General features: G+C 57.1%; 24 protein-coding genes. 12 read left to right on the top strand and 12 right to left on the bottom strand.

What is annotated here, in order from left to right:
- Positions 1-159 precede the first annotated feature (159 nt).
- Positions 160-606, top strand: a complete 447-nt coding sequence (gene msrB, locus G512_RS0111470; protein ID WP_028481844.1) for a peptide-methionine (R)-S-oxide reductase MsrB — start codon at positions 160-162, stop codon at positions 604-606.
- A complete protein-coding gene (gene msrA, locus G512_RS0111465; protein ID WP_028481843.1) occupies positions 603-1109 on the top strand; it encodes a peptide-methionine (S)-S-oxide reductase MsrA in 507 nt (168 codons plus the stop codon). The genes msrB and msrA overlap by 4 nt, the downstream gene beginning before the upstream one ends.
- Positions 1110-1112: 3 nt before the next feature.
- Here msrA and G512_RS0111460 read toward each other — a convergent pair whose 3' ends face one another.
- The 3 genes from G512_RS0111460 to lepA all read right to left on the bottom strand — a co-directional run bounded on the left by G512_RS0111460 (position 1113) and on the right by lepA (position 4036).
- A complete protein-coding gene (locus tag G512_RS0111460) occupies positions 1113-1490 on the bottom strand; it encodes a DCC1-like thiol-disulfide oxidoreductase family protein (RefSeq protein ID WP_028481842.1) in 378 nt (125 codons plus the stop codon).
- Positions 1491-1515: 25 nt separating this feature from the next.
- Positions 1516-2100, bottom strand: a complete 585-nt coding sequence (locus G512_RS22975) for a PhnA domain-containing protein (RefSeq protein WP_028481841.1) — start codon at positions 2098-2100, stop codon at positions 1516-1518.
- Between the two features lie 130 nt (positions 2101-2230).
- Positions 2231-4036, bottom strand: coding sequence for a translation elongation factor 4 (gene lepA, locus G512_RS0111445; protein ID WP_028481840.1), 1806 nt, complete (start codon positions 4034-4036; stop codon positions 2231-2233).
- 262 nt (positions 4037-4298) lie between these two features.
- On the opposite strand from lepA, the gene G512_RS0111440 reads away from it, so the two are divergent.
- A complete protein-coding gene (locus G512_RS0111440; RefSeq protein ID WP_028481839.1) occupies positions 4299-4829 on the top strand; it encodes a GNAT family N-acetyltransferase in 531 nt (176 codons plus the stop codon).
- 41 nt (positions 4830-4870) lie between these two features.
- Here G512_RS0111440 and mepA read toward each other — a convergent pair whose 3' ends face one another.
- The 3 genes from mepA to G512_RS0111425 all read right to left on the bottom strand — a co-directional run bounded on the left by mepA (position 4871) and on the right by G512_RS0111425 (position 8232).
- Positions 4871-5836 (bottom strand): penicillin-insensitive murein endopeptidase, encoded by a 966-nt coding sequence (mepA, locus tag G512_RS0111435; protein ID WP_028481838.1) that lies wholly within the window; start codon positions 5834-5836, stop codon positions 4871-4873.
- Between the two features lie 83 nt (positions 5837-5919).
- Positions 5920-6975, bottom strand: a complete 1056-nt coding sequence (locus tag G512_RS0111430; protein ID WP_028481837.1) for a patatin-like phospholipase family protein — start codon at positions 6973-6975, stop codon at positions 5920-5922.
- Between the two features lie 456 nt (positions 6976-7431).
- Positions 7432-8232 (bottom strand): alpha/beta hydrolase, encoded by an 801-nt coding sequence (locus tag G512_RS0111425; protein WP_028481836.1) that lies wholly within the window; start codon positions 8230-8232, stop codon positions 7432-7434.
- Positions 8233-8292: 60 nt separating this feature from the next.
- Between G512_RS0111425 and G512_RS20875 the strand changes: the two genes are divergently transcribed.
- The 5 genes from G512_RS20875 to G512_RS20870 all read left to right on the top strand — a co-directional run bounded on the left by G512_RS20875 (position 8293) and on the right by G512_RS20870 (position 12846).
- Positions 8293-9519: a glycosyltransferase family 4 protein gene (locus G512_RS20875; protein ID WP_407636266.1), complete on the top strand. Its 1227-nt coding sequence runs from the start codon at positions 8293-8295 to the stop codon at positions 9517-9519.
- Positions 9520-9708: 189 nt separating this feature from the next.
- On the top strand, positions 9709-10251 hold the full coding sequence (gene infC, locus G512_RS0111415; RefSeq protein WP_073833084.1) for a translation initiation factor IF-3: 543 nt from the start codon (positions 9709-9711) through the stop codon (positions 10249-10251).
- 276 nt (positions 10252-10527) lie between these two features.
- Positions 10528-10725, top strand: a complete 198-nt coding sequence (gene rpmI, locus G512_RS0111410; RefSeq protein WP_028481834.1) for a 50S ribosomal protein L35 — start codon at positions 10528-10530, stop codon at positions 10723-10725.
- 29 nt (positions 10726-10754) lie between these two features.
- On the top strand, positions 10755-11111 hold the full coding sequence (gene rplT, locus G512_RS0111405) for a 50S ribosomal protein L20 (RefSeq protein WP_028481833.1): 357 nt from the start codon (positions 10755-10757) through the stop codon (positions 11109-11111).
- A gap of 256 nt (positions 11112-11367) precedes the next feature.
- Positions 11368-12846: a methyl-accepting chemotaxis protein gene (locus G512_RS20870; RefSeq protein ID WP_051269245.1), complete on the top strand. Its 1479-nt coding sequence runs from the start codon at positions 11368-11370 to the stop codon at positions 12844-12846.
- Between the two features lie 29 nt (positions 12847-12875).
- Here the strand turns inward: G512_RS20870 and G512_RS0111395 are convergent, their stop codons facing one another.
- The 6 genes from G512_RS0111395 to G512_RS0111370 all read right to left on the bottom strand — a co-directional run bounded on the left by G512_RS0111395 (position 12876) and on the right by G512_RS0111370 (position 17328).
- Positions 12876-13286, bottom strand: a complete 411-nt coding sequence (locus G512_RS0111395; RefSeq protein ID WP_228130504.1) for a GNAT family acetyltransferase — start codon at positions 13284-13286, stop codon at positions 12876-12878.
- Positions 13287-13336: 50 nt separating this feature from the next.
- Positions 13337-13795 (bottom strand): YtoQ family protein, encoded by a 459-nt coding sequence (locus G512_RS0111390; protein ID WP_028481831.1) that lies wholly within the window; start codon positions 13793-13795, stop codon positions 13337-13339.
- A 31-nt stretch (positions 13796-13826) separates the two neighbouring features.
- A complete protein-coding gene (locus tag G512_RS22155) occupies positions 13827-14480 on the bottom strand; it encodes a DUF2799 domain-containing protein (protein ID WP_051269244.1) in 654 nt (217 codons plus the stop codon).
- Between the two features lie 162 nt (positions 14481-14642).
- Positions 14643-15506, bottom strand: a complete 864-nt coding sequence (locus tag G512_RS0111380) for an SDR family oxidoreductase (RefSeq protein WP_028481830.1) — start codon at positions 15504-15506, stop codon at positions 14643-14645.
- A gap of 26 nt (positions 15507-15532) precedes the next feature.
- Positions 15533-16372 (bottom strand): TrmH family RNA methyltransferase, encoded by an 840-nt coding sequence (locus G512_RS0111375; RefSeq protein ID WP_028481829.1) that lies wholly within the window; start codon positions 16370-16372, stop codon positions 15533-15535.
- On the bottom strand, positions 16369-17328 hold the full coding sequence (locus tag G512_RS0111370) for a class I SAM-dependent methyltransferase (protein ID WP_028481828.1): 960 nt from the start codon (positions 17326-17328) through the stop codon (positions 16369-16371). The genes G512_RS0111375 and G512_RS0111370 overlap by 4 nt, the downstream gene beginning before the upstream one ends.
- 306 nt (positions 17329-17634) lie before the next feature.
- On the opposite strand from G512_RS0111370, the gene G512_RS0111365 reads away from it, so the two are divergent.
- From G512_RS0111365 to G512_RS0111350, 4 genes are all read left to right on the top strand, one after another.
- A complete protein-coding gene (locus G512_RS0111365; protein WP_028481827.1) occupies positions 17635-18318 on the top strand; it encodes an SRPBCC family protein in 684 nt (227 codons plus the stop codon).
- 275 nt (positions 18319-18593) lie between these two features.
- The gene (locus G512_RS0111360; RefSeq protein WP_028481826.1) at positions 18594-19082 is read left to right on the top strand and encodes a (2Fe-2S)-binding protein; all 489 of its coding nucleotides are present in this window, start codon (positions 18594-18596) and stop codon (positions 19080-19082) included.
- A gap of 84 nt (positions 19083-19166) precedes the next feature.
- The gene (locus G512_RS0111355) at positions 19167-21530 is read left to right on the top strand and encodes a xanthine dehydrogenase family protein molybdopterin-binding subunit (protein ID WP_028481825.1); all 2364 of its coding nucleotides are present in this window, start codon (positions 19167-19169) and stop codon (positions 21528-21530) included.
- Positions 21531-21543: 13 nt separating this feature from the next.
- Positions 21544-22344 (top strand): FAD binding domain-containing protein, encoded by an 801-nt coding sequence (locus G512_RS0111350; RefSeq protein WP_028481824.1) that lies wholly within the window; start codon positions 21544-21546, stop codon positions 22342-22344.
- Positions 22345-22364 lie beyond the last annotated feature (20 nt).

Raw genomic sequence — 22364 nt, 5'->3', positions numbered from 1 at the left:
TCGGTCCGCCTGCTGGATCCCGGCCCGGGGACCGGGATGACAGGGGCTGTGGAGGTTTTGTCTTTTCGAGGGCCCTCTTCACAACATTGTTTCTCCGCCAGCGTTTCCCCATATGGTATGGAACCACCGATGAGTTTCGCCCTAACGGATGGAGGGACGATGGCCTATACCAAGTCACCGGATGCGTTAAACAATTTGACGCCGGAGCAACACTATGTAACCCAGCAGAACGGCACGGAGCGGCCGTTTACGGGCAAGTATAACGACCACAAGGAGCCGGGCATCTACGTGGACATCGTGTCCGGCGAGCCGCTGTTTGCGTCCTCGGCCAAGTTCGAAAGCGGTTGCGGCTGGCCCAGCTTCACCAAGCCCATAGAACCCGCCCACATTCAGGAACTGAACGACACCAGCCATGGCATGGTGCGCACCGAGGTTCGCTCCACCCATGGAGACAGCCATCTGGGGCATGTGTTTCCTGATGGGCCGAAAGAGCATGGCGGCCTGCGTTATTGCATCAATTCGGCTTCATTGCGATTTATCCATCGTAACGACATGGAGGCCGAGGGCTACGGGGCCTATCTCGATCAAGTGGAGGACGTGACATGAGTGAACGAGCCGTATTGGCAGGCGGGTGCTTTTGGGGCATGCAGGATCTGATCCGCAAGTTGCCCGGTGTTGAAAAGACCCGCGTGGGCTACACCGGCGGCGATGTGCCAAACGCGACCTACCGCAACCATGGCACCCATGCCGAAGGTATCGAGATCATTTTTGATCCCGACAAGATCAGCTACCGGCAATTGCTGGAGTTCTTCTTTCAGATCCATGATCCGACCACGTTGAACCGGCAGGGCAACGACATCGGCCTGTCCTACCGCTCTGCGATTTACTACGTGGATGAAGCACAAAAGGAAACCGCACTGGACACCATCGCCGACGTGAACGCGTCCGGTTTATGGCCGGGCAAGGTGGTGACAGAAGTGGAGCCGGTGGGCGATTTTTGGGAAGCAGAGCCAGAGCATCAAGATTATCTGGAGCGCCTTCCAAACGGTTACACCTGCCACTATCCGCGCAAGGACTGGGTGTTGCCCAAGCGCAGTGCGGCTGAATAACCTTCAGTGCGGGCGGATGGGCTGGTGCCCCAGCACCTTCAGGGTGCCATTGCGCACCGCCCGCAATACAGGATAGGACAGCCTTGCCCGACGGGGCGAACGAAACAGCCAGCAAATGAGGCGATCTGTGAAGCTGGAGCCAGTAGAGAGCAAGGCCAACAGATGCAGGGCGTCCGCACCTGCATAGGTGCACCCCTGATAGTCAGCTACCATACCGTCATCAACGTTCAGGCCACGGGCGGCCAGGTCCGCCACCACTTGAGGGTGCTCGCGCGCGTCGAGCAGCTTCACGGTGCGGCCCGGACGGCGCAGGTCCAGCAAAGCCGTGTAGTGCTGACAAAACGGGCAGGCGCCATCGTAAACAAGCGTGAGCTGTTCCAACGCGTTGGCCTGCCCGCCTATGGCTTTATGCCTTTTTCACGAACTCGGTGAGCAGAACGAGAAGCTGGTTGTTCACCCGGCCTTCCAGCTGCGCCGGGTTGTCTGGCACCAGCGAAATGTTGCGCACCGCGGTGCCACGCTTTGCCGTAAAGCCCGCGCCTTTCACCTTCAGATCCTTGATCAGAATGACGGTGTCTCCGGGGCTCAAAACGGTGCCATGGGTGTCCTTGTGAACGATGGCATCGTCGTCTTCGCCCTCTGAGGTGGACAAACCGGCCTGAGCCCACGCCAGCGTGTCCTCGTCCAGATACAACATGTCCAGCAAATCCTGCGCCCATGTGTGGCTGGACAGGCGAGAGGCCATGCGCCATGCGGCGACTTGAACCGCAGGCTCCTGATTCCACGCGCTTTCGTTCAGGCACTGCCAGTGGGTCTCGTCGAGGGCAGCGTTCCCGCTCATCTGGTCCTCGCAGGTCTGGCAGGCCAGAAGGGCGCGCGCGGGTGTGTCATCCGCATCCGGACCGACGGGGACCACGCGCAAGGCGTCGGTGGCGCCGCACAACTCGCATTTGTCCTCAGCGCGGGCGCGCAGATCTGCTTCCAATGACATGACTTAAGTACCTTTCCCCATCTGAGCGGGCGTGAAACGAAAAGACCGGCCCAAAACGGGCCGGTCCGGTAACTCGGTTGCGCGGCGAAGGCGCTGGATCAGTTGATCCGGCAGATAGCCCTGCACGGCATCAATCATCCATCTTCAGGGCCTGAATGAAGGCTTCCTGCGGGATCTCCACCTTGCCGAACTGGCGCATCTTCTTCTTACCGGCCTTCTGCTTTTCCAGCAGTTTGCGCTTACGGGTGGCATCACCACCGTAACACTTGGCAGTCACGTCCTTGCGAAGCGCGGCGATGGTCTCGCGAGCAATCACGCGGCCTCCGATCGCTGCCTGCACGGGGATCTTGAACATGTGCCGGGGGATCAGATCCTTCAGCTTCTCGCACATGGCGCGGCCGCGACGCTCGGCCTGTGAACGGTGCACCAGAACGGAAAGGGCGTCCACCGGCTCCTCGTTCACCAGAATGGACATCTTCACCAGATCACCGGCGCGGTAGTCACTGATGGCATAGTCGAACGAGGCGTAGCCCTTGGAGATGGACTTGAGCCTGTCGTAAAAGTCGAACACCACTTCGTTGAGCGGCAGGTCGTAGGTGATCATGGCCCGCGAGCCCACATAGGACAGATCGACCTGAATGCCGCGCCGTTCCTGACACAGCTTGAGGATGGCGCCGAGATAATCATCCGGCGTCATGATGTTCGCACGGATCCATGGCTCGCGGATCTCGCTGATCTTCACCACATCCGGCATGTCCGCCGGGTTGTGCAGCTCGATCTCGGACCCGTCGGTCATTTCCATCTGGTAGACCACCGAGGGGGCGGTTGCGATCAGATCCAGATTGAACTCGCGATAGAGCCGCTCCTGAATGATCTCAAGATGCAACAGGCCCAGGAACCCGCAGCGGAAACCGAAGCCCAGAGCGGCAGAGGTTTCCATTTCATAGGAAAACGAGGCATCGTTCAGGCGCAGTTTGCCCATGGCAGCGCGCAGGTCTTCAAAGTCGTTGGCATCCACCGGGAACAGGCCACAGAAAACCACGGGCTGCGCCGGCTTGAAGCCCGGCAGCATGCCGTCGCATGGTTTTTTGTCGTGGGTAATGGTGTCGCCCACGCGAGTATCCGCCACTTCCTTGATTGAGGCGGTGATCACACCGATCTCGCCCGGTCCAAGACGGTCCACATTAAGGAACTTCGGGGTCATGGCGCCCACGCGGTCCACGTCATAAACAGCGCCCGTGCCCATCATCTTGATGCGGTCGCCTTTTTTCATCTCGCCGTCAATGATGCGTACCAGCACCATCACGCCCAGATAGGTGTCATACCAGCTGTCCACCAGCATTGCCTTTAGCGGCGCATCCGGATCCCCCTCGGGCGCAGGCAGGCGCTTGACGATGGCATCCAGCACGCTTTCGATGCCGATCCCTGTCTTGGCAGAAATCTCCAGCGCTTCCGACGCATCCAAACCGATCACATCTTCGATCTGTTCCTTGATCCGCTCTGGTTCAGCCGCGGGCAGGTCCACCTTGTTCAGAACCGGTACGATCTCGTGATCGTTTTCGATGGCCTGATACACGTTGGCAAGGGTTTGCGCTTCCACGCCCTGTGAGGCATCAACCACAAGCAGGGAGCCTTCAACAGCGGCCAGTGAGCGCGAAACCTCATAGGCGAAATCCACGTGGCCCGGCGTGTCAATGAGGTTCAGAATATATTCCTCATCCTCACTGGGGCGGTAAATCAACCGAACGGTCTGCGCCTTGATGGTAATCCCGCGCTCCCGCTCGATATCCATGGAATCGAGTACCTGCTCCTGCATCTCCCGGTCGGTCAGCGTACCGGTAGACTGGATCAGGCGGTCAGCCAGTGTGGATTTCCCGTGGTCGATGTGCGCCACAATGGAAAAATTTCGGATATTGGACAGGGTTTTCGTCGTCATGGCCGCTCAATTACCACTGCTTGTCAGGAAGGCAAAGCAGATAATAGGAAGTAGCTGCGTTTTTTCGAGAGTTTTTCAAGAGCCTGACATTGAAAACCCTGACGTCAGGGGCGGAAAAGGATAGCTGGGTCGAAGCGGCGCTCTCATTGGCGATTGCCCATGTCTCGCCTTGTGCGCTTTGCAAACGCGCGGAGTTCTTCTAAATAGGCGCGAATGTCGCTGAGACATGTTACAAAAACCTGCGCCAACGCTTGAGGGATAGATGAGAATTCGCCCAGCAATACATGACGACCTGCCCGCACTCCTGATGATCCACAACGATGCGGTTCGCAACTCGGCGGCCATCTGGTTGGTGGAGGAAGACACGCTGGACGACCGGCGCGCCTGGTTTGAAACGCGAACGAAGCAGGGCTTCCCGGTGTTTGTGGCCGAAGCAGCGGATGGTACGTTCCTCGGTTACGCTTCTTATGGACCGTATAAGGAAAAATCAGGGTACGACCTGACGGTGGAACACTCCGTCTATGTCATGCCGGAGGCCCATGGCAGCGGCGCTGGCTCGGCTTTGCTCAAGGCCTTGATCGCGCAGGCCAGAGAGGACGGCTATCATGTGATGATCGCAGGGATTGATAGCCTGAACGACGGCTCCATTCGTTTTCATGAACGCTTTGGGTTCAAAACATCCGGCGTGTTGCCGCAAGTCGGGTTCAAATATAACCGCTGGCTGGACTTGGTGATCATGACCCTCATTTTGAATGAGGGGGCAACGCCCCCTGCACACGTTTATCCCGACTAGGCCCGCAGGCTCTCATAGTCGCACACCCTTTCAGGGCTCGATCAGGGCTGGGCCAAAACACGGCGGCACGCGTTCGGCAGATCTTGAAGCAGCACGGGTGGTTTGGGCTTGGCTGGCTTGGCGTTGGGATCGGGTACCCATGGCTCATCGGAAAGCCACCAGTCCAATTCGGCCCCGCACCCATCTCCGCGCGGAGGTGCTGCCTGATTGCGGCACTGTGGACTGCCTTCCGGACACTTGAGCCGCACATGAAAGTGGTAGTGGTGGCCCCACCATGCCCGCACGGTGCGTAACCAGTCCCGATTGCCTGTTTCGAATTCGCACAGCGCCTTTTTAATGGCAGGGCTGACGAAAATACGGGCGACACGAGGGTCTTGAGCGGCGCGGCGGATGAGCCGGGCATGAGTGTCCGTCCAACGCTGCGGGTCAACGGAACGGTCAGCGCCGGGCAACTCCATGTTGCCTTTGAGCATGGAAATGGCGCTTACGTTTTCGCGCTCCCAGCGGCTGTAGCGTTTGTTGGGCATGGGACGCAACCAGATGTCCGCATCCAGTCCAATCTGGTGAGATGCGTGCCCTGAGGTCATGGGGCCGCCCCTCGGCTGGGCCAGATCACCCACCAACAAGCCGTTCCAGCCCAGTGCCGGAGCATCGTTGGCAAGGTCCTTTAAGTAGTCAACAAGTGCCGGGTGTCCCCAATTGCGATTGCGGGAGAGACGCATGACCTGCCATGTCGGGCCATTGATCGGCATCGCCTGAGCGCCTGCCACACAGCCCTTGCTGTAGGTGCCATATGCAGCGGCGGGCAGTTGCGCCGGGGTCGGTTTGGCACCGAACAGGGTTTTGGCGGGCTTCGTCAGCGCATCCGCCGGCAGGGAAGCAGGGGCTACGGAAAAGCTTTCTGGCTTGGCGATGGGCAGCGGGGATGCCGCCCACGCGGTTGAGGGTGCCAGCGCCACCCCGATTGCCAGTGTCAATGCTGCGGTAGCGCAGTTGTGCAGCCGCATGCGTGCTCCCTTCATATCGCTTGAGTTTGGCGAAGTGTAATCGCCCTTCAAGACGAAATGAACAAAGCAGATCGGGAAACCTGTTAGAAACCCGGTCCGTCCCGGCGTTCTTCCATCATGGACACCAGTGTGGTGAGGTCATCCTGATGGGCCGATATGATACTGTCCGCAACCTCGTGCAGTTGGCTCATGGTCTTGGGCCGTGTGTTGGTGGTGTCTTCCAGCCCGGCGGGCAGGTCTGCGTTGAGACGCAGGTAGGTCAGACCTTTGATATCATTAAAAATGGTATTGGCCTGTTTGGATATGGCCTGACTTTGTCCATTGCTCAACTCGGTCAAAAGCGGGGTGCCCTTGTCGGGAGACAGCCAGGTACTCGCCCCCCAGGCGGCCACTTCCTCAAAGGTGCGCGCCTGGGCAGCCAGTCGGCCCGTACCCAGTGACACGAGAATGATGTCTTCGGCTGCCCAACCACGGCGACGCCCTTCCGCGTAGGCGCTCAAGACAGGGTTGGTCAAAAACGCGCCGGCATCGATCATGAACCGCTCTTCACCAGTGCGCATGTTTTCCACGCGGGCCGGCTCCAACCAGCCGGGTGCTGAAATCGTGGCCCGCACGGCCTGCCAAAAATAAAAATCATCATGAGATCGATCGGGCGAAGGCATGTTGTCCGTCATCATGACCAAACGGCGGGCGTTCAGGTCATAGGCGGGCAGCATGATGCCCGTCAGACTGCTGGCCATGGAGGTCCAGCCGAGGGTATCTTTCAGGAGCTTTTCAAAGGGGCGTTCATGAACACCCTTGTTGTACTGACCGAAGGGTGCCAGAACCGCGCGACTGAACCGGTTGATTCGGTTGGCGTTGTAATACTCGCGCAAATCGTCTTCGAAAAAGGTGCGCAGCTCTTTGAGCGTCATGGCGTGAAGACCGCGCTCGCTGGCCTCGGGCTTGGGCGCTGCCAACCCGGCGGCGATGATGCCCCCACTGGCTGTGCCGCAGATGAGATCGAAATACTTGTTGAGCGGCTTGTCCTTGCCGTTCTGTTTCAATCTGCCGTCAATGGCATCCAGCAATCGAATGGGGATGATGCCGTGCGCGCCGCCACCGTCAATCGAAAGGATTAAGCGTTTTCTTTTGGTCATGGTATTCCCGGCCAGTTGATCAAAAAGCAAATTTCAGCGGTTCATTGTCCTTCTTAAATTAGCATTGCGGATATCAGATGGCAGAACCTGCAGAAAAATAACTGAAAATGTCGCTCTGCTAGTAAATGGTATGTAACCGATATATTTCAATCAGCATATGACCGTAGTAAGGTCATGACTATGCTGCGAAAAAGCCGAATTGCGAGTAACGGTTGCGTCTGCGACGCTGTCAGGCAGCAGAGTTCTCTGGTTCTTGCAGACTTGATGGTATGCGGTGTGGAGTTGCAGCCTTGGGCTGCAAGTGGGTGATCTTTAAGCCCTGGAAATGTGCAGCCTGTGCATTCACAGGTTGAAACGATGGCGCGCCTTTGTGGCTGGACCGAGGCGCACGCCGGCTCCCTTGCAGGAACCGGCAAGCCCAACCAGTAAAAAGGAAAATAAGGAATGAGGTGCGTTTCAGCTGTCTGACGGACCTTCGGTCAACTCGTCCAGCGCCTTCGTCAGGCGGGTGAGGTCTTCCGGTCGGGACAGGCGATGGTCGCCGTTCTTGATCAGGGTGAGGATGACATCGTCGCTGGCCATCGCTTCAACGAGGCGCAACGCATGATCCCACGGCACGGATTCATCATGCTGGCCTTGCAAGATGATGGTTTTGCAGCCGGTTTCAACAGTGCTGCCCAAAAGCAGGTTGTTGCGACCATCTTCGATCAGGTCCCGAGTGATGATGTAGGGGCTGTCGTCATATTCCGAAGGACGCTCGAACCGGCCGGTCTCCATGATCTCCTGTTTGATCTCATCGGTGAACTCCTGCTTCCACATCAGCTCTTCCGTGAAATCCGGCGCGGGTGCAATGAGTACCATGCCCGCCAGAAAGCCAGAAGTTTCGGTCTTGCGTTCGATCAGGGCCTTGGCGAGCAGAAGCGCCATCCAGCCGCCCATGGAAGAGCCGATGACGATTGTCGGGCCTTTGCAGAACTCGGTGAAAACAGCAAGTACCTCTTCGAGCCACTTGGAGATCGTGCCCTCGGTGAAGGCACCCCCTGATTCCCCATGTCCCGAATAATCCATCCGCGTGCAGGACAGGCCTTTTTGAGCAGCCCACTCAGAAACCACTTCCGCTTTGGTGCCAAGCATGTCCGACTTGAAGCCTGAAAGCCATAGAACCCCGGTATCGGCGCGCTGGTCGTGGCGCACAGCAATGCGACGCTCTTGCTCCCCTTTGCCAACTTGGATGAATTGCGTTATTGCAGCGCTCATACTCGACTGCCTCCAACTTCCTGTTTTCGGTTCTACCGGCGAGAGAAAGCGACGCCCCCTGTGCCTTACACTGCCTTGAACTCTTCTAATAATCCAACTAACGGCTCTTCGAATAACGATAGCCCGACAATTTTGCAACTTGTCCCAGATTTGCGCACGGGTGGGGCAGAGCGCACAACAGTGGACGTCGCCGAAGCAATTGTCAAAAGAGGGTGGAATTCCATCGTTCTATCTGAAGGTGGACGTCTTTTGCCCGAATTGGAAGCCACCGGTTCAACACATCTCCTTTTCCCTGCCGGGACAAAGAATCCTTGGAAAATGTGGCGGAACTCGCATGAGATTGCCCGCATATGCAAGGAACATGGTGTCTCGTTGATCCATGGCCGCAGTCGCGCGCCGGCGTGGTCGGGGTTCTGGGCTGCGCAGCGGTTGGGATTGCCGTTCGTGACGACCTATCACGGGATTTACAAGGAAACGAACCGACTCAAAGCCTTCTACAACTCCGTGATGACCAGGGCCGACGGTGTCATCGCCAACTCCCGCTATACTGCTGATCTGATCGCGGCGCGTGATCCTTCTGCAGTCGGTCGTATTACCGTGATCTATCGGGGTTCTGATCTGGATGCTTTGGCACCGGAGAATGTCTCGCAAGAGCGCCGCGAAAGCCTGCGTCAGGCCTGGGGGCTGAGTGGGCAGGAACGGGTCATTCTCAATCTGGCGCGTCTGACCACCTGGAAGGGGCAGGGCATTCTGATTGATGCATACAAGGCTCTGCTCAGTGATGGTGGTGCCTATGACGATACCGTGGTCATTCTGGCCGGTGATCATCAAGGACGTGAAGACTATAAGGCTCAGTTGGAAGATCGCATCGCGCAGGCCGGGCTGGAGAACAGGGTGCGGCTGGTGGGCCATTGTGCTGATGTAGGTGCTGCCCTTGCGTTGGCTGATGTTTCGGTCGTAGCTTCCATTGAGCCGGAAGCTTTCGGGCGTGCTGCTGTTGAGGCTCAGGCAGCAGAAGTGCCTGTGATCGTAAGTGACATTGGGGCAGTGCCCGAGACTGTTCTGGTGCCGCCTCATGTTGCCGAAGAGCAACGTACGGGCTGGCATTTTCCCAATCGGGACGTTTCTGCCCTTGCAAGTAGGCTAGGGGAGGCCTTATCTCTCACTGCAGAAGCCCGTTTGCATCTGGTCAAGACGGCTCGAGCCCATGTAGCCAGCAAGTTTTCAAAGAAGGCAATGTGTGACGCGACACTCGACTTTTATGAGGAACAGCTCAAAACGGCCTGAAAACTGCGGTTTTGTCGCTATCAAGAGGCAAAACAGATGTTGACTTATCCCGCATTTTTCCAGATCTTCTAGGGGAGCATCCACGATTTCTCACAGAGGGCTCGTTTATTTACTGGACGAGCGGCCTTTGGCGAGTCATGGACCTGCCCACTATCACATGTATCGGCATCTAAAGAGGAGAACTTTACCATTCGCCGTCCATTTCGCGCACCGCCCCCCACAAAGGAGGGGCCGCGTACCAACAAAGAAATTCGTGTTCGCGAAGTCCAGTTGATTAATGCCGAAGGTGAAAACCTCGGCCCGACACCAACCGAAGAAGCCATGGCCATGGCTATGGAACAAGGGTTGGACCTTGTAGAGATCGCACCAAATTCGAACCCGCCGGTTTGTAAAATCCTGGACTACGGTCGCTACAAGTATCAGGCGCAGAAGAAAGCCGCCGAAGCCCGCAAGAAGCAAAAGGTCGTTGAGATCAAGGAAGTCAAGATGCGACCGAACATCGACACCCATGACTATGAGGTGAAGATGAAAAACATGCGGCGCTTCTTTGAATCGGGAGACAAGGTCAAGGTGACCTTGCGGTTCCGCGGTCGTGAGATGGCGCACCAGGATCTGGGCATGAAACTGCTGATGAAAGTTAAGGATGAGACCGCCGAAATCGCGAAGGTGGAAACCCATCCGAAAATGGAAGGTCGGCAGATGATGATGGTACTGGCACCTATCAGCCGATGAGCTAAGCATCTGTATGTGTTACCCGGCGCGTATGCGTCGGGTAATTTTTTGCGCACACGGCAAATCTTCTGCCGTTTCTGCGGTTGGGGCCTTGCTTTTTTTCAGTGAGACGCCTATACCACCGCGGTTCAAAGTCGCCCGGCTACAAACGGGCAGATTCCCTTTCTTCATGAAAGTGTGAGCATGTTCGGTTCCATAGGGCATGCCGTGGCGACTTATGATGCATCCCAGATGTAATTTGGTCGGGCGACCGGCCATAAAAAGAAAGGACGCAAAATGCCCAAGTTGAAGACGAAGTCTGGAGCGAAAAAGCGCTTCTCACTGACTGCGACTGGCAAGGTAAAGACCGCTCAGGCCGGCAAGCGCCACGGCATGATCAAACGCACGACAAAGTTCATCCGCAAGGCACGTGGTACCACCACGCTGAGTGAGCAGGATGCTCGTATCGTGAAGAAGTTCCTGCCCTACGGCTAAGCCTAAGCAACTGAGACAAGGAGTTACCCATGTCGCGTGTAAAAAGAGGCGTCACCGCCCACGCTCGTCACAAAAAAGTTCTTAAGGCCGCCAAAGGTTACTACGGCCGTCGCAAGAATACCATTCGCGTCGCAAAGCAGGCTGTCGAAAAGGCAGCTCAGTACGCTTACCGCGACCGTAAAACGCGCAAGCGCAATTTCCGTTCGCTCTGGATCCAGCGTATCAACGCTGCTACCCGCGAGCACGGTATGACCTATGGTCGTTTCATCGACGGTCTGAACAAGGCTGGCATTGAAGTAGACCGCAAGGTTCTGTCTGACCTGGCAATCAACCAGCCTGATGCATTCAAGGCTCTGGTCGACAAGGCGCAGGCAGCTTCCTCTTAAGCGCCGCGCCGCTTACGAGACTTCAAAGGGTGGGTCCCGAAAGGGAGCCGCCCTTTTTTGTTGTGCATGTCGCATGGTCAGACTGCCCGGGTTTATTAGTGGTCAGACCGTGGCACATCGTGAGGCTGGGCGCGCTGCACGTTGAGTGCTGGGTCCGTAGAAATTCGTGATTACGCGATAAATCAATACATCCCTTAGGTTTAGTTAAGTCTTTTTAACAATTTGAAGGTGAAGGTTGCTCCATCAGGAGGAACACATGAGAGCTCTGTTCAATCAAACCATGGGGGATGGTGGGGTGCAGCCGTCGTCGGAGGAACGCCACCTGCAGCCATCCATCGCCGGTCATGAGACCGATCAACACCAGGTGGATCAGACCCGCCTGCTCACTCAACTCGACGCGCTGGGTCTGGACATCACCGAGGCCGCGGGACAGGTTGTGGCGGTCAGTGCCACGGCTGATGAGTTGAAACAGGCGATGGAAACGCTTCTGCATGCATCACACAGTGTAGAGGCCAGCAATGGCGAAGTTGGCCGCGCAGTGGACGCGACCGCGCAGCAAACCGATGGAGTCCGCCATACAGTGCGCGGCGCGCGCGATACGATCGAGGCGGCCGTTACCAGCATCAACTCGTTGTCTGATGCCATCAAGAGCATCAACAAGCAACTTGAGGGGCTGCAGGCTTCTTTTGCAAATGTGCGCCAGTTCTCCAGCTCGATTGATGCCATCGCGCGTCAAACCAACCTGCTGGCTCTGAACGCGACCATTGAAGCTGCGCGCGCCGGTGAAGCTGGCAAGGGCTTTGCCGTGGTGGCCAGCGAAGTCAAGCAACTGGCCACGCAGACCTCCAAGGCCACGGAGCAGATTGACGAAACAATCGGTCAGCTTGGCGCGGATGCCGATGCGTTGGTTGCGCTGGGCAACGACGCGCTGAATACCGTTGCGGACGCGGAAAACAACACCGCCTCCATCAACAATGTCTTTGCCGAGTTGGAAACCTCGTTTGACCAGATCGCATCTAACACCGATCAAATCCAGAATGCCTGCGCGTCCAATGATGAGGACACCCGTCAGTTGATGGAGAGCGGCAAGGTGCTTGAGGATATCATCTTGAGTAACCGCAGCAATCTGGACAATGCGGCCGGTCAGATGCAAGGGGCGGTTGAAAAGTCGGATCGGCTTTTGGGCGAACTGGCGCAAACGCTGAACAACGACATCACAGCGCTCATGATTGCCCAGGCAAAGCAGGTGGCCTCTGACCTTGGATCGGCGATGGAAACCGAAGTCGACCGCGGAGGAATAACTGAAGCGGCGTTGTTTGATCACTCCTATGAGCCCATTGCGGGGACCAACCCGCCGCAATACAAGGCACCATTTTCAGCCATGGCCGACCGCGTTTTCCCGAAAATCCAGGATCCCGTCGTCAAGAGCGACCCGAATATCTACAGCTGCGCGGCTGTCGACACCTGTGGTTACCTGCCTACCCACAACGAGCAATTCTCGAAGCCGCAAGGTAATGACCCGGCGTGGAACGCCGCACATTGCCGCAACCGCCGCATCTTCGATGACAAGGTCGGAATCAACGCCTGTCAGAACACCCGCGAGTTCATTATTCAGACAAGCCGCCGGGATATGGGCGGTGGTGAGTATGTGGTCATCAAGGAAGTGTCTGTACCCATCTGGGTACGCGGAAAACACTGGGGTGCAGTCCGGCTTGCCTATCACGGCGATCGCTAGATCCATCCGTCTGCGAGAGGGGGTGCCCCTTACGGGTCAATGACCTTTTGCAGGCAAACAGACCTCGTGTCCTCATAGCCAAGGCGTTCATAAAACGAGACCGCCTTGGCGTTGTCTGAACGAACGAGCAGCTGGACCTTCCACACGCCTCGGCTCTTCAGCCAGTCTTCCGCTGCCTGGGTTAGGCGTTGGCCCACCCGCTGCCCCCGGTGATCCGGGTGCGTTGCCAGATAGTAGACCCAGCCGCGATGTCCGTCCTCGCCGCACATCACGGAGCCGATGATCGTGCCCTCATCCTTGAAGACAAGCAGGGTGGAATGAGGGTCGCGCATGGCGAAGTCAATGTCACGATAGGGGTCGTTCCAAGGGCGGTACACCCCGGCATCTTTCCATAGCGCTACAACAGCATCCCGTTCATTTGGTTGAAGTGGCTCGATCACCGAACGCAGGGCCTCCACAGAGTATCATTGGTAGCAGCAACCGCCGCAGATCAGCGGTTCAGTGCGCCCCTAATGACGTATTTCAAAATGTTGACCACCTGTTCCGGGGTTTCGGCTGTGGCAAGCGCTGCAGCATCAATTTCCTTTAAGGGATGATTGAGCGCAGGGTCGTGCTGAACGATCAGGGACTTGCCCAGAGCTGCTGCCATGCCAGCGTCAAAAGCCGCATTCCACTGCTTGTACTTGTCACCAAATCGGACAACCACGATATCGGCATCTGCAATCAACGTCCGAGTGCGGATTGCATTTACCTTCGCGCCCTTGTGATCATACCAGAACTTGTCTTGTTCGTGACCGAGGATGACCGCGCCGCAGTCGTCGCTGGCGTCATGGTCTGTCACAGGTGCATCAAAGTGGACAGGCAGTTCGGCCTCACGAGCGCCGCTCTCAATCCGTTCTCGCCAATCCGTGTGAATCTCTCCAGAAAGGTATATTTTCCAAGTTTTCATGTGGCAGTCCCGTTTGTTCAACAAGTCGCAATTATTGATACCGGGCCTGAATGACATAGCCCGGCGCAATGTAGCCCATCTGTGATATAACATGGGCGCGTACTTGTTCCAGATTGGTTCGCGCCTGCAAGACTTCCAGACGGTCGAAGGTCAAATCTGCACGTCGGTCCGCAAGTTCATCCCGCATGTCCCGCAGTTTGCGCCGGCAATCGCGGCCTTTCTTGCCAGCAGCGCATGAGGTGCCGATGATGTCGTCGTGCAGATCGTCGATCCGTTGTTCAGCGTAGGAGATGCGGCTTTCAACCTCATCAAGTTTTTCATGCGCATTACGGAGCTGAGATCCGAGCGAATAGCCCTTTTGGAACGCAGGCGCTGTCGCACCGGAACAAACCCCCTGATAGGAGTTGCCAAGGCGCCCCTGCTGAAACCCTGAGGGAATGGTGCAGTAGCTTTTCAGGCCAATTCGACGTCCGGCCTGATACGCCGCCATGTCCGGTTCAATGCCATATTTGCCACAGGCTTTCTTGTGATCTTCAATGCGATTGACCGGCTTGCCAGCCTGCCCGTCCTGAACGCCAATGCCTTTCCAGTCTCCAGTTGTGCATTGTTCTTCTGATAGGGAAGCACAGCCGGCGAGCAGCAGTGAAGCAGTAACGGTAAGAAAAAGAACTCGGAAAACGGTCATAAGAAACGGGTCCGGGGAATGAGGTGAGCAGTATGCTTCGTGAGAAGTGGAAACGGGAGAACCCTACGGGGTTGTTGATGAACTCAGCCTGAATACAGTCGTCAGCTTGGTGGATCGCCCTGACCTCGTCAAATGAGGTTGGCCGGAGCGCAAAGCCATCGGTTACTTGTAGCCATCCCGCCAGAGCGCTTCCAGCGCAACCCGATAGGTGGGATAGGCAAAAGTATAGTTCATATCCCGTTTGACTTTGGTGTTGTCGATCCGTTTGACCTCACCGTAAAACGAGCGCGCCATCGGCGACATATCGGCCTTTTCAAAGGGGATTTCAGGCGGCGGCGTTACCCCCATCAGTTCAGCGGCGTAGGTCACAACATCCTGCGGTGCTGCTGGCTCGTCGTCGCTGCCGTTGTAGATGCCACATGCCTTCGTATCCAGAGATGCGCGCAAGATGCCCGCGATGTCCGTGACGTGAATTCGGTTGAATACCTGACCCGGTTTGATGACGCGTTTGGCTGTACCGCGTTCCAGATTGACGAAGGCGTTGCGTCCTTTGCCATAGATGCCTGAAAGCCGCAGAATGATAAGGCGGGAGGCCGTGTCATGAGCAAATTGCAGCCATTGACTTTCTGCGGCCAATCGTTGGCGTGACCGTAGTGAGGTGGGGTGGCACTCCGTTTCTTCCGAAACCCAGTCTCCGTCATGATTGCCATAAACGCCGACGGTCGACAGGTAGGCAATCCACTGCGGGCTTGCCTTCGCCAGATCGGCAAGAAAGGCATTCAGGACAGGGTCACCCTTTTCAGTCGGGGCGATGGAGATCAGCACATGAGTAGCGGATGCCAATGCGTCGCGAATGGCTGACGTTGGGGTTTCGCCGTCAAACACAAAAGGCTCGATACCGAGCTCGGACAGGTGGGCCGCCTTGTCGTGCGAGCGTGTGGTGCCGCCGATCCACTCGAACCGATCTCGGGCAGCCTCAACAAAGGCTTTGGATGAAAAACCGGTCCCGAAAATAAACAGCCGCATGGCTTCCCCCTGTAACGCTGGTGAACTCACAATTTCAGGTAATTGCGTCTGACTTCAAACAACATGACCGCGGTGGCAACCGCAAGGTTCAAGCTGTCCGCCTGGCCTTCCTGTGGGATTTTTACGAGGTCTGTGCATGCATCAGCCAGATCATCCGTCAGTCCGGACTGTTCATTGCCCATCATCAAGAGAACGGGTTCGCGATAGTCGACCTCACGATAGTCCTTGGTGCCGCGCAAGTGCGTGCCGACAACCGGTCCCGGCCAGGTTTCGCGAAATTTCAAGAAGGCGTCGGATGTACAGCGCACGAGAGGCATGTGAAACAGCGATCCCATGGTGGCGCGCACGGCCTCGACGGCAAATGGATCGGTTGTCTCGCCAATCAGGATGATCCCACTGGCCCCAACCGCATCCGCCGTGCGGATAACCGTGCCCAGATTGCCTGGATCGCGCACCCGGTCGAGGCAAACCCATGTCTTGGAGTGTGATGGATCGACCGCAGACAGGGGCACTGTCTTTTGTTCATATACGCCGACAACCATCTGCGGATTGTCGCGCCGGGTGATGGCGGAAAGGATGGCGTTGTTGACCTCAAGAATCAGGGCGCCGCGGGCCTTGGCTTTCGCGGCGGCCTCCAGCGCCATTTTGTTTTCTCGTCCTTCCGGTCCAATGGCCAGATATCTGACACCCCATCCTGCGTTCATAGCGTCCGTGGCCAGCTTGAGCCCCTCGGCCACAAACAGGCCACTCTCGCGTCGATGTTTGCGTTGCGCAACCAAGCCTTTGATCTCTTTGACGATCGGGTTGGAATGAGACGTGATTTGCTTCACGGAACCCTGACGGTGGGACTTGAACTCTGTGCTCATTTGTTCTGGGCCCCTTCTGGATTGCACCAGCGGCTGAAAAGAGAGGTGGACAGCAGTCGGGGACTGTCCTTTTCACGAATGGCCAATTCGCCGGACTCGATGCTGCCCGGCAAACCGCTCAAGTGTTCCTGCATCAGTTCATGGGAGGCCAGAAACGAGGCGCGAATGGCATAGGACGTGAGGATAAGGAACCGGGAGTCCTCTGTCAGGAGCTGACGCAAACACGCCATCATCTCGGGCATGCTGGTAAAGAAATCCCAGACTTCACCCTTGGTGCCACGGCCATATTTGGGGGGATCGAGAATGATGCCGTCATATGTGTTGCCCCGACGTACTTCGCGCTGAACGAATTTCAGGGCATCCTCGCAAATCCACCGTATCGGTTTGTCGCTTAGGCCGGACATTTCCTGGTTTTCTCGCGCCCAGCCGATGGCCTTTTTTGAGGCATCGACATGGGTTACATGCGCGCCAGCAGCGGCGGGCAGCAAAGAGGCCATGCCGGTGTAGCCAAACAGATTGAGAATTTTCAGCTGACGTCCGGACTGCTGAACTTGGTCCTGAACCCAGTCCCAGTGCGCTGCCTGTTCGGGAAAAACGCCCACGTGGCGAAAGGACATGAAACGTCCGTTGAAGGTTACGGGGCCATATTTCATTGGCCATGTTTCCGGAAGCTGTTTGTTGAAGCGCCACCGCCCAGGGCCCTCTTCTTCCACGTCGCCGGTAAATACAGCGTCGGCCCGGTCCCATTGCTTTTGCGGCAGACGAGGCTGGCCCATGGCCTGAGGTTCGGGACGTACGATGGTAAACCGCCCATAGCGCTCCAGCTTCAATCCATTGCCCATGTCAAGCAGCGCATAGTCACTCCAGCCCTGCATTTCCAAAAGAGTGGGCAGTATGGATTGAGGGGTTCGCCCGTCTTTTCGCGGGCTGGCGGGGGTGGCAGTGGTCACACTCATGGCCTTCGGTAAGTCTTGAAGTTGGTTGGCGCGCTCCTCGCAAGGGCGCGGCGTGCATTTGTCTTTGTCCTTCGATTAAGGCGGCACGGCTTGCGGGTCAACTTTTTCCCGCGTTCCGAACCGGGGAATGCGCAGGCAAACGCCAACCCACGGGCGCTGTTTAACCTTTATGGAGGCAAATTTTCGGTTTTTACGTCATGGCTGCTTGTCAATCGAGTGATATCTCTGACAATCTCTTGTTTAAGAGCATCGGACTTGCAGCCTTGAAGTGAGCCCGCTGCGACACGGTGAGTGGAGGATGCGACTATGGAAATGACTGGGGAACAACACATTCCCGCTTCACGCGAGAAGGTGTGGGAAGCATTGAACGACCCGGAGATTCTCAAGCAGTGCATTCCAGGCTGCGAGTCTTTGGAGAAGAAATCCGACCACGAGCTCAGCGCTGTTGTGCAAGCCAAGGTGGGTCCGGTGAAAGCCAAGTTCAACGGCGAGGTTACCCTGCAGGATCTCGATCCGCCGAACTCCTACAAGATTGTCGGAGAGGGCAAGGGCGGCGTGGCCGGCTTTGCAAAAGGCACGGCGGATGTTCACCTTGCTGAAGCTGAGGCCGGTACGCTTCTGACGTACAATGTGGACGCAAAGGTGGGTGGCAAACTTGCCCAGCTTGGAAGTCGCTTGGTTGATTCGACAGCACGAAAAATGGCGGAAGACTTTTTCACCCGCTTCAATGAAATCGTGGCTGGTCCAGCCGCAGCAACCAGTGGCAGGTCCGTGGATCAAGTGGAGCTGGATGCCGGGATGATGGAGGAAGCCAAGACGCTGGCCACAGAGCATGCCGTTGATGAGACGGTTCATGAAGTGGAGGAAGCCGTTAAACATGTGGAAGAGCAGGTTGAAGTGGCTGCGGCCAAAAACGTTTGGGGCGGCCCTGTGATGTGGGCGCTGGGCGCGCTGCTGGTTCTCATCCTTTACTTCCTGCTGTTCACTTAGGCTTCAAAGAACCTTTAGGGAAATTGATGAGCGGCGGCCACCCCGGTCGCCGCCAAACTGAGTGCGCGCGGTCCATAGACAGGCACCGGCATATGGCTTGCCAGGCGAGGTGTCACCGGTTGGGATCTCGGGGAACTTGGGGGCGTCTTCTCTCTTCGAAATGACCTAGAGTAATTCTAAGTTCTAGGTTACGTTGGGGCACGGTTATGGGCCACTGTAACCGGAGCCCGGCCTGTGACGCGCAATGCCGGGGCCTAGAGGGAGGAGAAAACTCGATGACAACTGTCACCATGACAGTCAATGGCAAGACTGTTTCTGGCGAGGTCGAAGACCGTACACTTCTCGTGGAGTTCATTCGGGAAAATCTGGAACTGACCGGCACTCATGTGGGCTGCGATACCTCGCAGTGCGGCGTCTGTGTCATTCACATGGATGGCAAGGCCATCAAATCCTGTACAACGTTGGCCGTTCAGGCCTCAGGATCGCAAATCACCACCATTGAAGGGTTGGCAACCGGCGATGAACTTCATCCGGTGCAAAAGGCCTTCAAGGAACACCATGGTCTGCAATGCGGCTTCTGCACGCCCGGCATGGTCATGGCGGCGGTGGATATGATCAACCGTCTGGGACCCAATCTGGACGAGGCGACCATCCGCCATGAACTGGAAGGGAACCTGTGCCGATGCACCGGCTACCACAACATCGTGAAGGCTATAAAAGCTGCTGCTGATGAAATGGCGGCGCTGCCCCAAGCTGCAGAGTGATCCCACGCCCGACCAGCACAACCGCCAGAACAACACAAGGGAACAGGGTGCTGGAGCGGGCCAGACTTTCTGGGAGGAAAGCCCATGTCCAATGAAGGAATTGGAGCACGCGTTTTACGCAAGGAAGACAAGCGATTTATTACCGGTGCCGGCCGCTACACTGACGATATGGTTTTGCCACGCACAGGCTATGCGGCTTTTGTCCGCTCTCCGCACGCGCATGCCCGCATCAAGGGGATTGATGCGTCGGCCGCACTGGCAATGCCAGGTGTGGATGCCGTTCTTGATGGCAATCAACTGGTGGGAGACGGAATCGGCAACATCATCTGCGGCTGGATGATCCATTCCAAGGATGGATCGCCCATGAAAATGGGAGCATGGCGCGCGCTGGAGCCGGAAGTTGTTCGGTTCGTTGGCCAGGCAGTGGCGGTGGTTGTCGCGGACACGCTGAAGCAGGCCCGCGATGCAGCTGAAGCAGTTGTGGTGGACTATGAAGAACTGCCAGCTGTAGTGGATAGTCTGGATGCGTTGAAGGAGGGGGCGCCCCAACTTCATCCCGAAGCGGAGAACAACCTGATTTTCGACTGGGAAATCGGCGACGAAGCGGCCACCAACGACGCGTTTTCCAAAGCTGCGCACATCACGCGTATGGACATTGACAACAACCGTCTTGTGCCCAACCCGATGGAACCGCGATCAGCCCTTGCCAGTTATGACAGGGCCGAGGAGCACTATACTCTCTATACCACATCGCAAAACCCGCATGTTGCACGTTTGGTTCTCTCGGCATTCTACAACGTGGCGCCGGAGCACAAGCTGCGGGTGATCGCCCCGGACGTGGGCGGCGGCTTTGGATCCAAGATCTATATATACCCAGAGGAAATTGTCTGCCTTTGGGCGTCCAAGCGTGTTGGTCGGCCGGTCAAGTGGACCAGCGACCGCACGGAGGCGTTCCTGACCGATGCCCACGGACGCGATCATCACTCTACGGCCGAGCTCGCACTGGATGCGGACCACAAGATCATTGGGTTCCGGGTCAATACAGTCGCCAATCTCGGGGCGTATATGTCCCTGTTTTCGTCATCTGTACCGACCTACCTCTATGCAACACTGCTTTCGGGCCAGTATGACATCCCCGCGATCTACGCGAATGTGAAGGCTGTTTATACAAATACCACACCGGTGGATGCCTATCGTGGGGCCGGGCGACCGGAAGCGACCTATCTGGTGGAACGCATGATGGAAACAGCGGCCAGAGAGCTGAACCTGTCTCCTGCTGAGTTCCGCCGCAAGAACTTTGTCCGCCAGTTCCCGCACCAAACGCCCGTCATCATGTGCTACGACGCGGGCGATTATGATGCCTCGTTGGATGCTGCCATGAAGGCCATCGACTACGAGGGGTTTCCGGCGCGCCGAGCTCAGTCCGAAGCGCAGGGCAAGCTGCGCGGTATCGGCATGTCCTGTTACATCGAGGCTTGCGGTATCGCGCCATCCAAAGCTGTCGGCTCGCTTGGTGCAGGGGTGGGCCTCTGGGAATCGGCTGAAGTGCGCGTGAATCCGGTGGGGACGGTCGAGGTGCTCACAGGCTCTCACAGCCACGGCCAGGGGCATGAGACAACTTTCGCCCAGTTGATCGCCGAGCGCTTCGGCTTGCCGACGGATAACGTCTCCATTGTCCATGGTGATACGGACAAGGTGCAGTTCGGTATGGGCACTTACGGGTCCCGGTCTGGCGCAGTCGGCATGTCCGCCATCGTCAAGGCGTTGGACAAGGTTGAAGCCAAGGCCAAGAAAATTGCCGCCCATCTGATGGAAGCCTCGGAAGGGGACATCACCATTGAAGACGGAGAGGTCAAGGTTGTTGGAACCGACAAGAAGCTCTCTTTCACGGAAGTGGCGTTGGCTGCGTACACTGGCCACAACTTGCCGGAGGGAATGGAGCCTGGCCTCAAGGAAGGGGCGTTCTACGATCCGACCAATTTCACCTTCCCGGCCGGAACGCACATCTGTGAGGTTGAAGTGGATCCCGACACGGGCAAGGTAACGGTAGTCGGCTTTGTTGCAGCGGATGACTTCGGCAAGATCATCAACCCGATGATTGTTGAAGGTCAGGTGCATGGCGGGCTGACCCAAGGCATTGGTCAGGCCTTGTTGGAAAACGCCAGCTACGATGAGGATGGCCAACTGTTGTCTGCCTCATACATGGATTACACCATGCCCCGGGCTGACGATGTTCCTTCTTATGTCGTTGAGACCACGGAAACCATTTGTCCAGGCAATCCGCTGGGCATGAAGGGTTGCGGCGAGGCAGGCGCAATTGGCGCTCCTCCAGCGGTGATCAACGCAGTTACGGACGCAATCGGAACCAATAACATGCAGATGCCCGCCAGCCCTGCGCGGGTGTGGATGGCTTTGCAAAGCGCCGGTCTGAAGCAGGCAGCCGAGTAAGGGAGGGCTGAAGATGTATGAAACGAGTTATCACCGCGCCGGGTCTGTTTCGGATGCTGAGGCAGCCATAGCCAATGCAGAAGACGGCAAGTTTCTGGCAGGGGGGCAGACCCTCATTGCCACGATGAAGCAACGCCTTGCCGCGCCGACTGACCTGATCGATCTGCGTCACATTGCGGATCTTAAAGGCATTGCCAAGCAGGCTGATGGTTCGATCCGTATCGGGGCGGCCACATGCCATGCGGATGTGGCTACCAACGAGGACGTTCGGACCTCAATTCCCGGCTTGGCCGATTTAGCCGGAAAAATCGGTGACCCGCATGTGCGTCACATGGGGACTTTGGGGGGCTCCATCGCCAACAATGACCCCGCAGCGGATTATCCGGCGGCACTCATGGCGCTGGGCGCGACGGTGGAAACCAACAAGCGGAGTCTCGCGGCAGAGGACTTTTTCACCGGCATGTTCGAGACGGCGCTTGAAGACGACGAGATTGTTGTTGCCGTGACCTTCCCGGAGTGTACCACATCCGCTTATGCCAAGTTCCCGAATCCGGCCTCTCGTTATTCCATGGCAGGCGTTTTTGTCGCCAAAGGAGACAGTGGCGTGCGCGTTGCGGTGTCGGGGGCAGGGCAGGATGGCGTGTTCCGGGTGCCTGAGATGGAAAAGGCGCTTGAGTCTCAGTGGTCGGCAGACGCTGTCGCGAATATCAAAGTGCCAGCCGAGGACATGCTCTCGGATATTCATGGCTCGTCAGAATATCGCGCCAATCTGGTGACTGTAATGGCCAAGAGGGCCGTGGCCGCACTGAGTTAGGTGTGCGGGGTATCCTAATG

The sequence above is a fragment of the Pseudovibrio exalbescens DSM 16456 genome (assembly GCF_000422785.1).
Taxonomy (GTDB): Bacteria; Pseudomonadota; Alphaproteobacteria; order Rhizobiales; family Stappiaceae; genus Pseudovibrio; species Pseudovibrio exalbescens.
The sequence above is the reverse complement of the archived record's forward strand: the minus strand, read 5'-3'. Positions and strand labels throughout refer to the sequence as shown.

Excerpts from the sequence above, each read along its gene's own strand:
- msrB (WP_028481844.1), top strand. The coding sequence starts at position 160 with ATGGCCTATACCAAGTCACCGGATGCGTTAAACAATTTGACGCCGGAG.
- msrA (WP_028481843.1), top strand. The coding sequence starts at position 603 with ATGAGTGAACGAGCCGTATTGGCAGGCGGGTGCTTTTGGGGCATGCAG.
- G512_RS22975 (WP_028481841.1), bottom strand. The coding sequence starts at position 2,100 with ATGTCATTGGAAGCAGATCTGCGCGCCCGCGCTGAGGACAAATGCGAG.
- lepA (WP_028481840.1), bottom strand. The coding sequence starts at position 4,036 with ATGACGACGAAAACCCTGTCCAATATCCGAAATTTTTCCATTGTGGCG.
- G512_RS0111440 (WP_028481839.1), top strand. The coding sequence starts at position 4,299 with ATGAGAATTCGCCCAGCAATACATGACGACCTGCCCGCACTCCTGATG.
- mepA (WP_028481838.1), bottom strand. The coding sequence starts at position 5,836 with ATGCGGCTGCACAACTGCGCTACCGCAGCATTGACACTGGCAATCGGG.
- G512_RS0111430 (WP_028481837.1), bottom strand. The coding sequence starts at position 6,975 with ATGACCAAAAGAAAACGCTTAATCCTTTCGATTGACGGTGGCGGCGCG.
- G512_RS0111425 (WP_028481836.1), bottom strand. The coding sequence starts at position 8,232 with ATGAGCGCTGCAATAACGCAATTCATCCAAGTTGGCAAAGGGGAGCAA.
- rpmI (WP_028481834.1), top strand. The coding sequence starts at position 10,528 with ATGCCCAAGTTGAAGACGAAGTCTGGAGCGAAAAAGCGCTTCTCACTG.
- rplT (WP_028481833.1), top strand. The coding sequence starts at position 10,755 with ATGTCGCGTGTAAAAAGAGGCGTCACCGCCCACGCTCGTCACAAAAAA.
- G512_RS20870 (WP_051269245.1), top strand. The coding sequence starts at position 11,368 with ATGAGAGCTCTGTTCAATCAAACCATGGGGGATGGTGGGGTGCAGCCG.
- G512_RS0111390 (WP_028481831.1), bottom strand. The coding sequence starts at position 13,795 with ATGAAAACTTGGAAAATATACCTTTCTGGAGAGATTCACACGGATTGG.
- G512_RS22155 (WP_051269244.1), bottom strand. The coding sequence starts at position 14,480 with ATGACCGTTTTCCGAGTTCTTTTTCTTACCGTTACTGCTTCACTGCTG.
- G512_RS0111380 (WP_028481830.1), bottom strand. The coding sequence starts at position 15,506 with ATGCGGCTGTTTATTTTCGGGACCGGTTTTTCATCCAAAGCCTTTGTT.
- G512_RS0111375 (WP_028481829.1), bottom strand. The coding sequence starts at position 16,372 with ATGAGCACAGAGTTCAAGTCCCACCGTCAGGGTTCCGTGAAGCAAATC.
- G512_RS0111370 (WP_028481828.1), bottom strand. The coding sequence starts at position 17,328 with ATGAGTGTGACCACTGCCACCCCCGCCAGCCCGCGAAAAGACGGGCGA.
- G512_RS0111365 (WP_028481827.1), top strand. The coding sequence starts at position 17,635 with ATGGAAATGACTGGGGAACAACACATTCCCGCTTCACGCGAGAAGGTG.
- G512_RS0111360 (WP_028481826.1), top strand. The coding sequence starts at position 18,594 with ATGACAACTGTCACCATGACAGTCAATGGCAAGACTGTTTCTGGCGAG.
- G512_RS0111355 (WP_028481825.1), top strand. The coding sequence starts at position 19,167 with ATGTCCAATGAAGGAATTGGAGCACGCGTTTTACGCAAGGAAGACAAG.
- G512_RS0111350 (WP_028481824.1), top strand. The coding sequence starts at position 21,544 with ATGTATGAAACGAGTTATCACCGCGCCGGGTCTGTTTCGGATGCTGAG.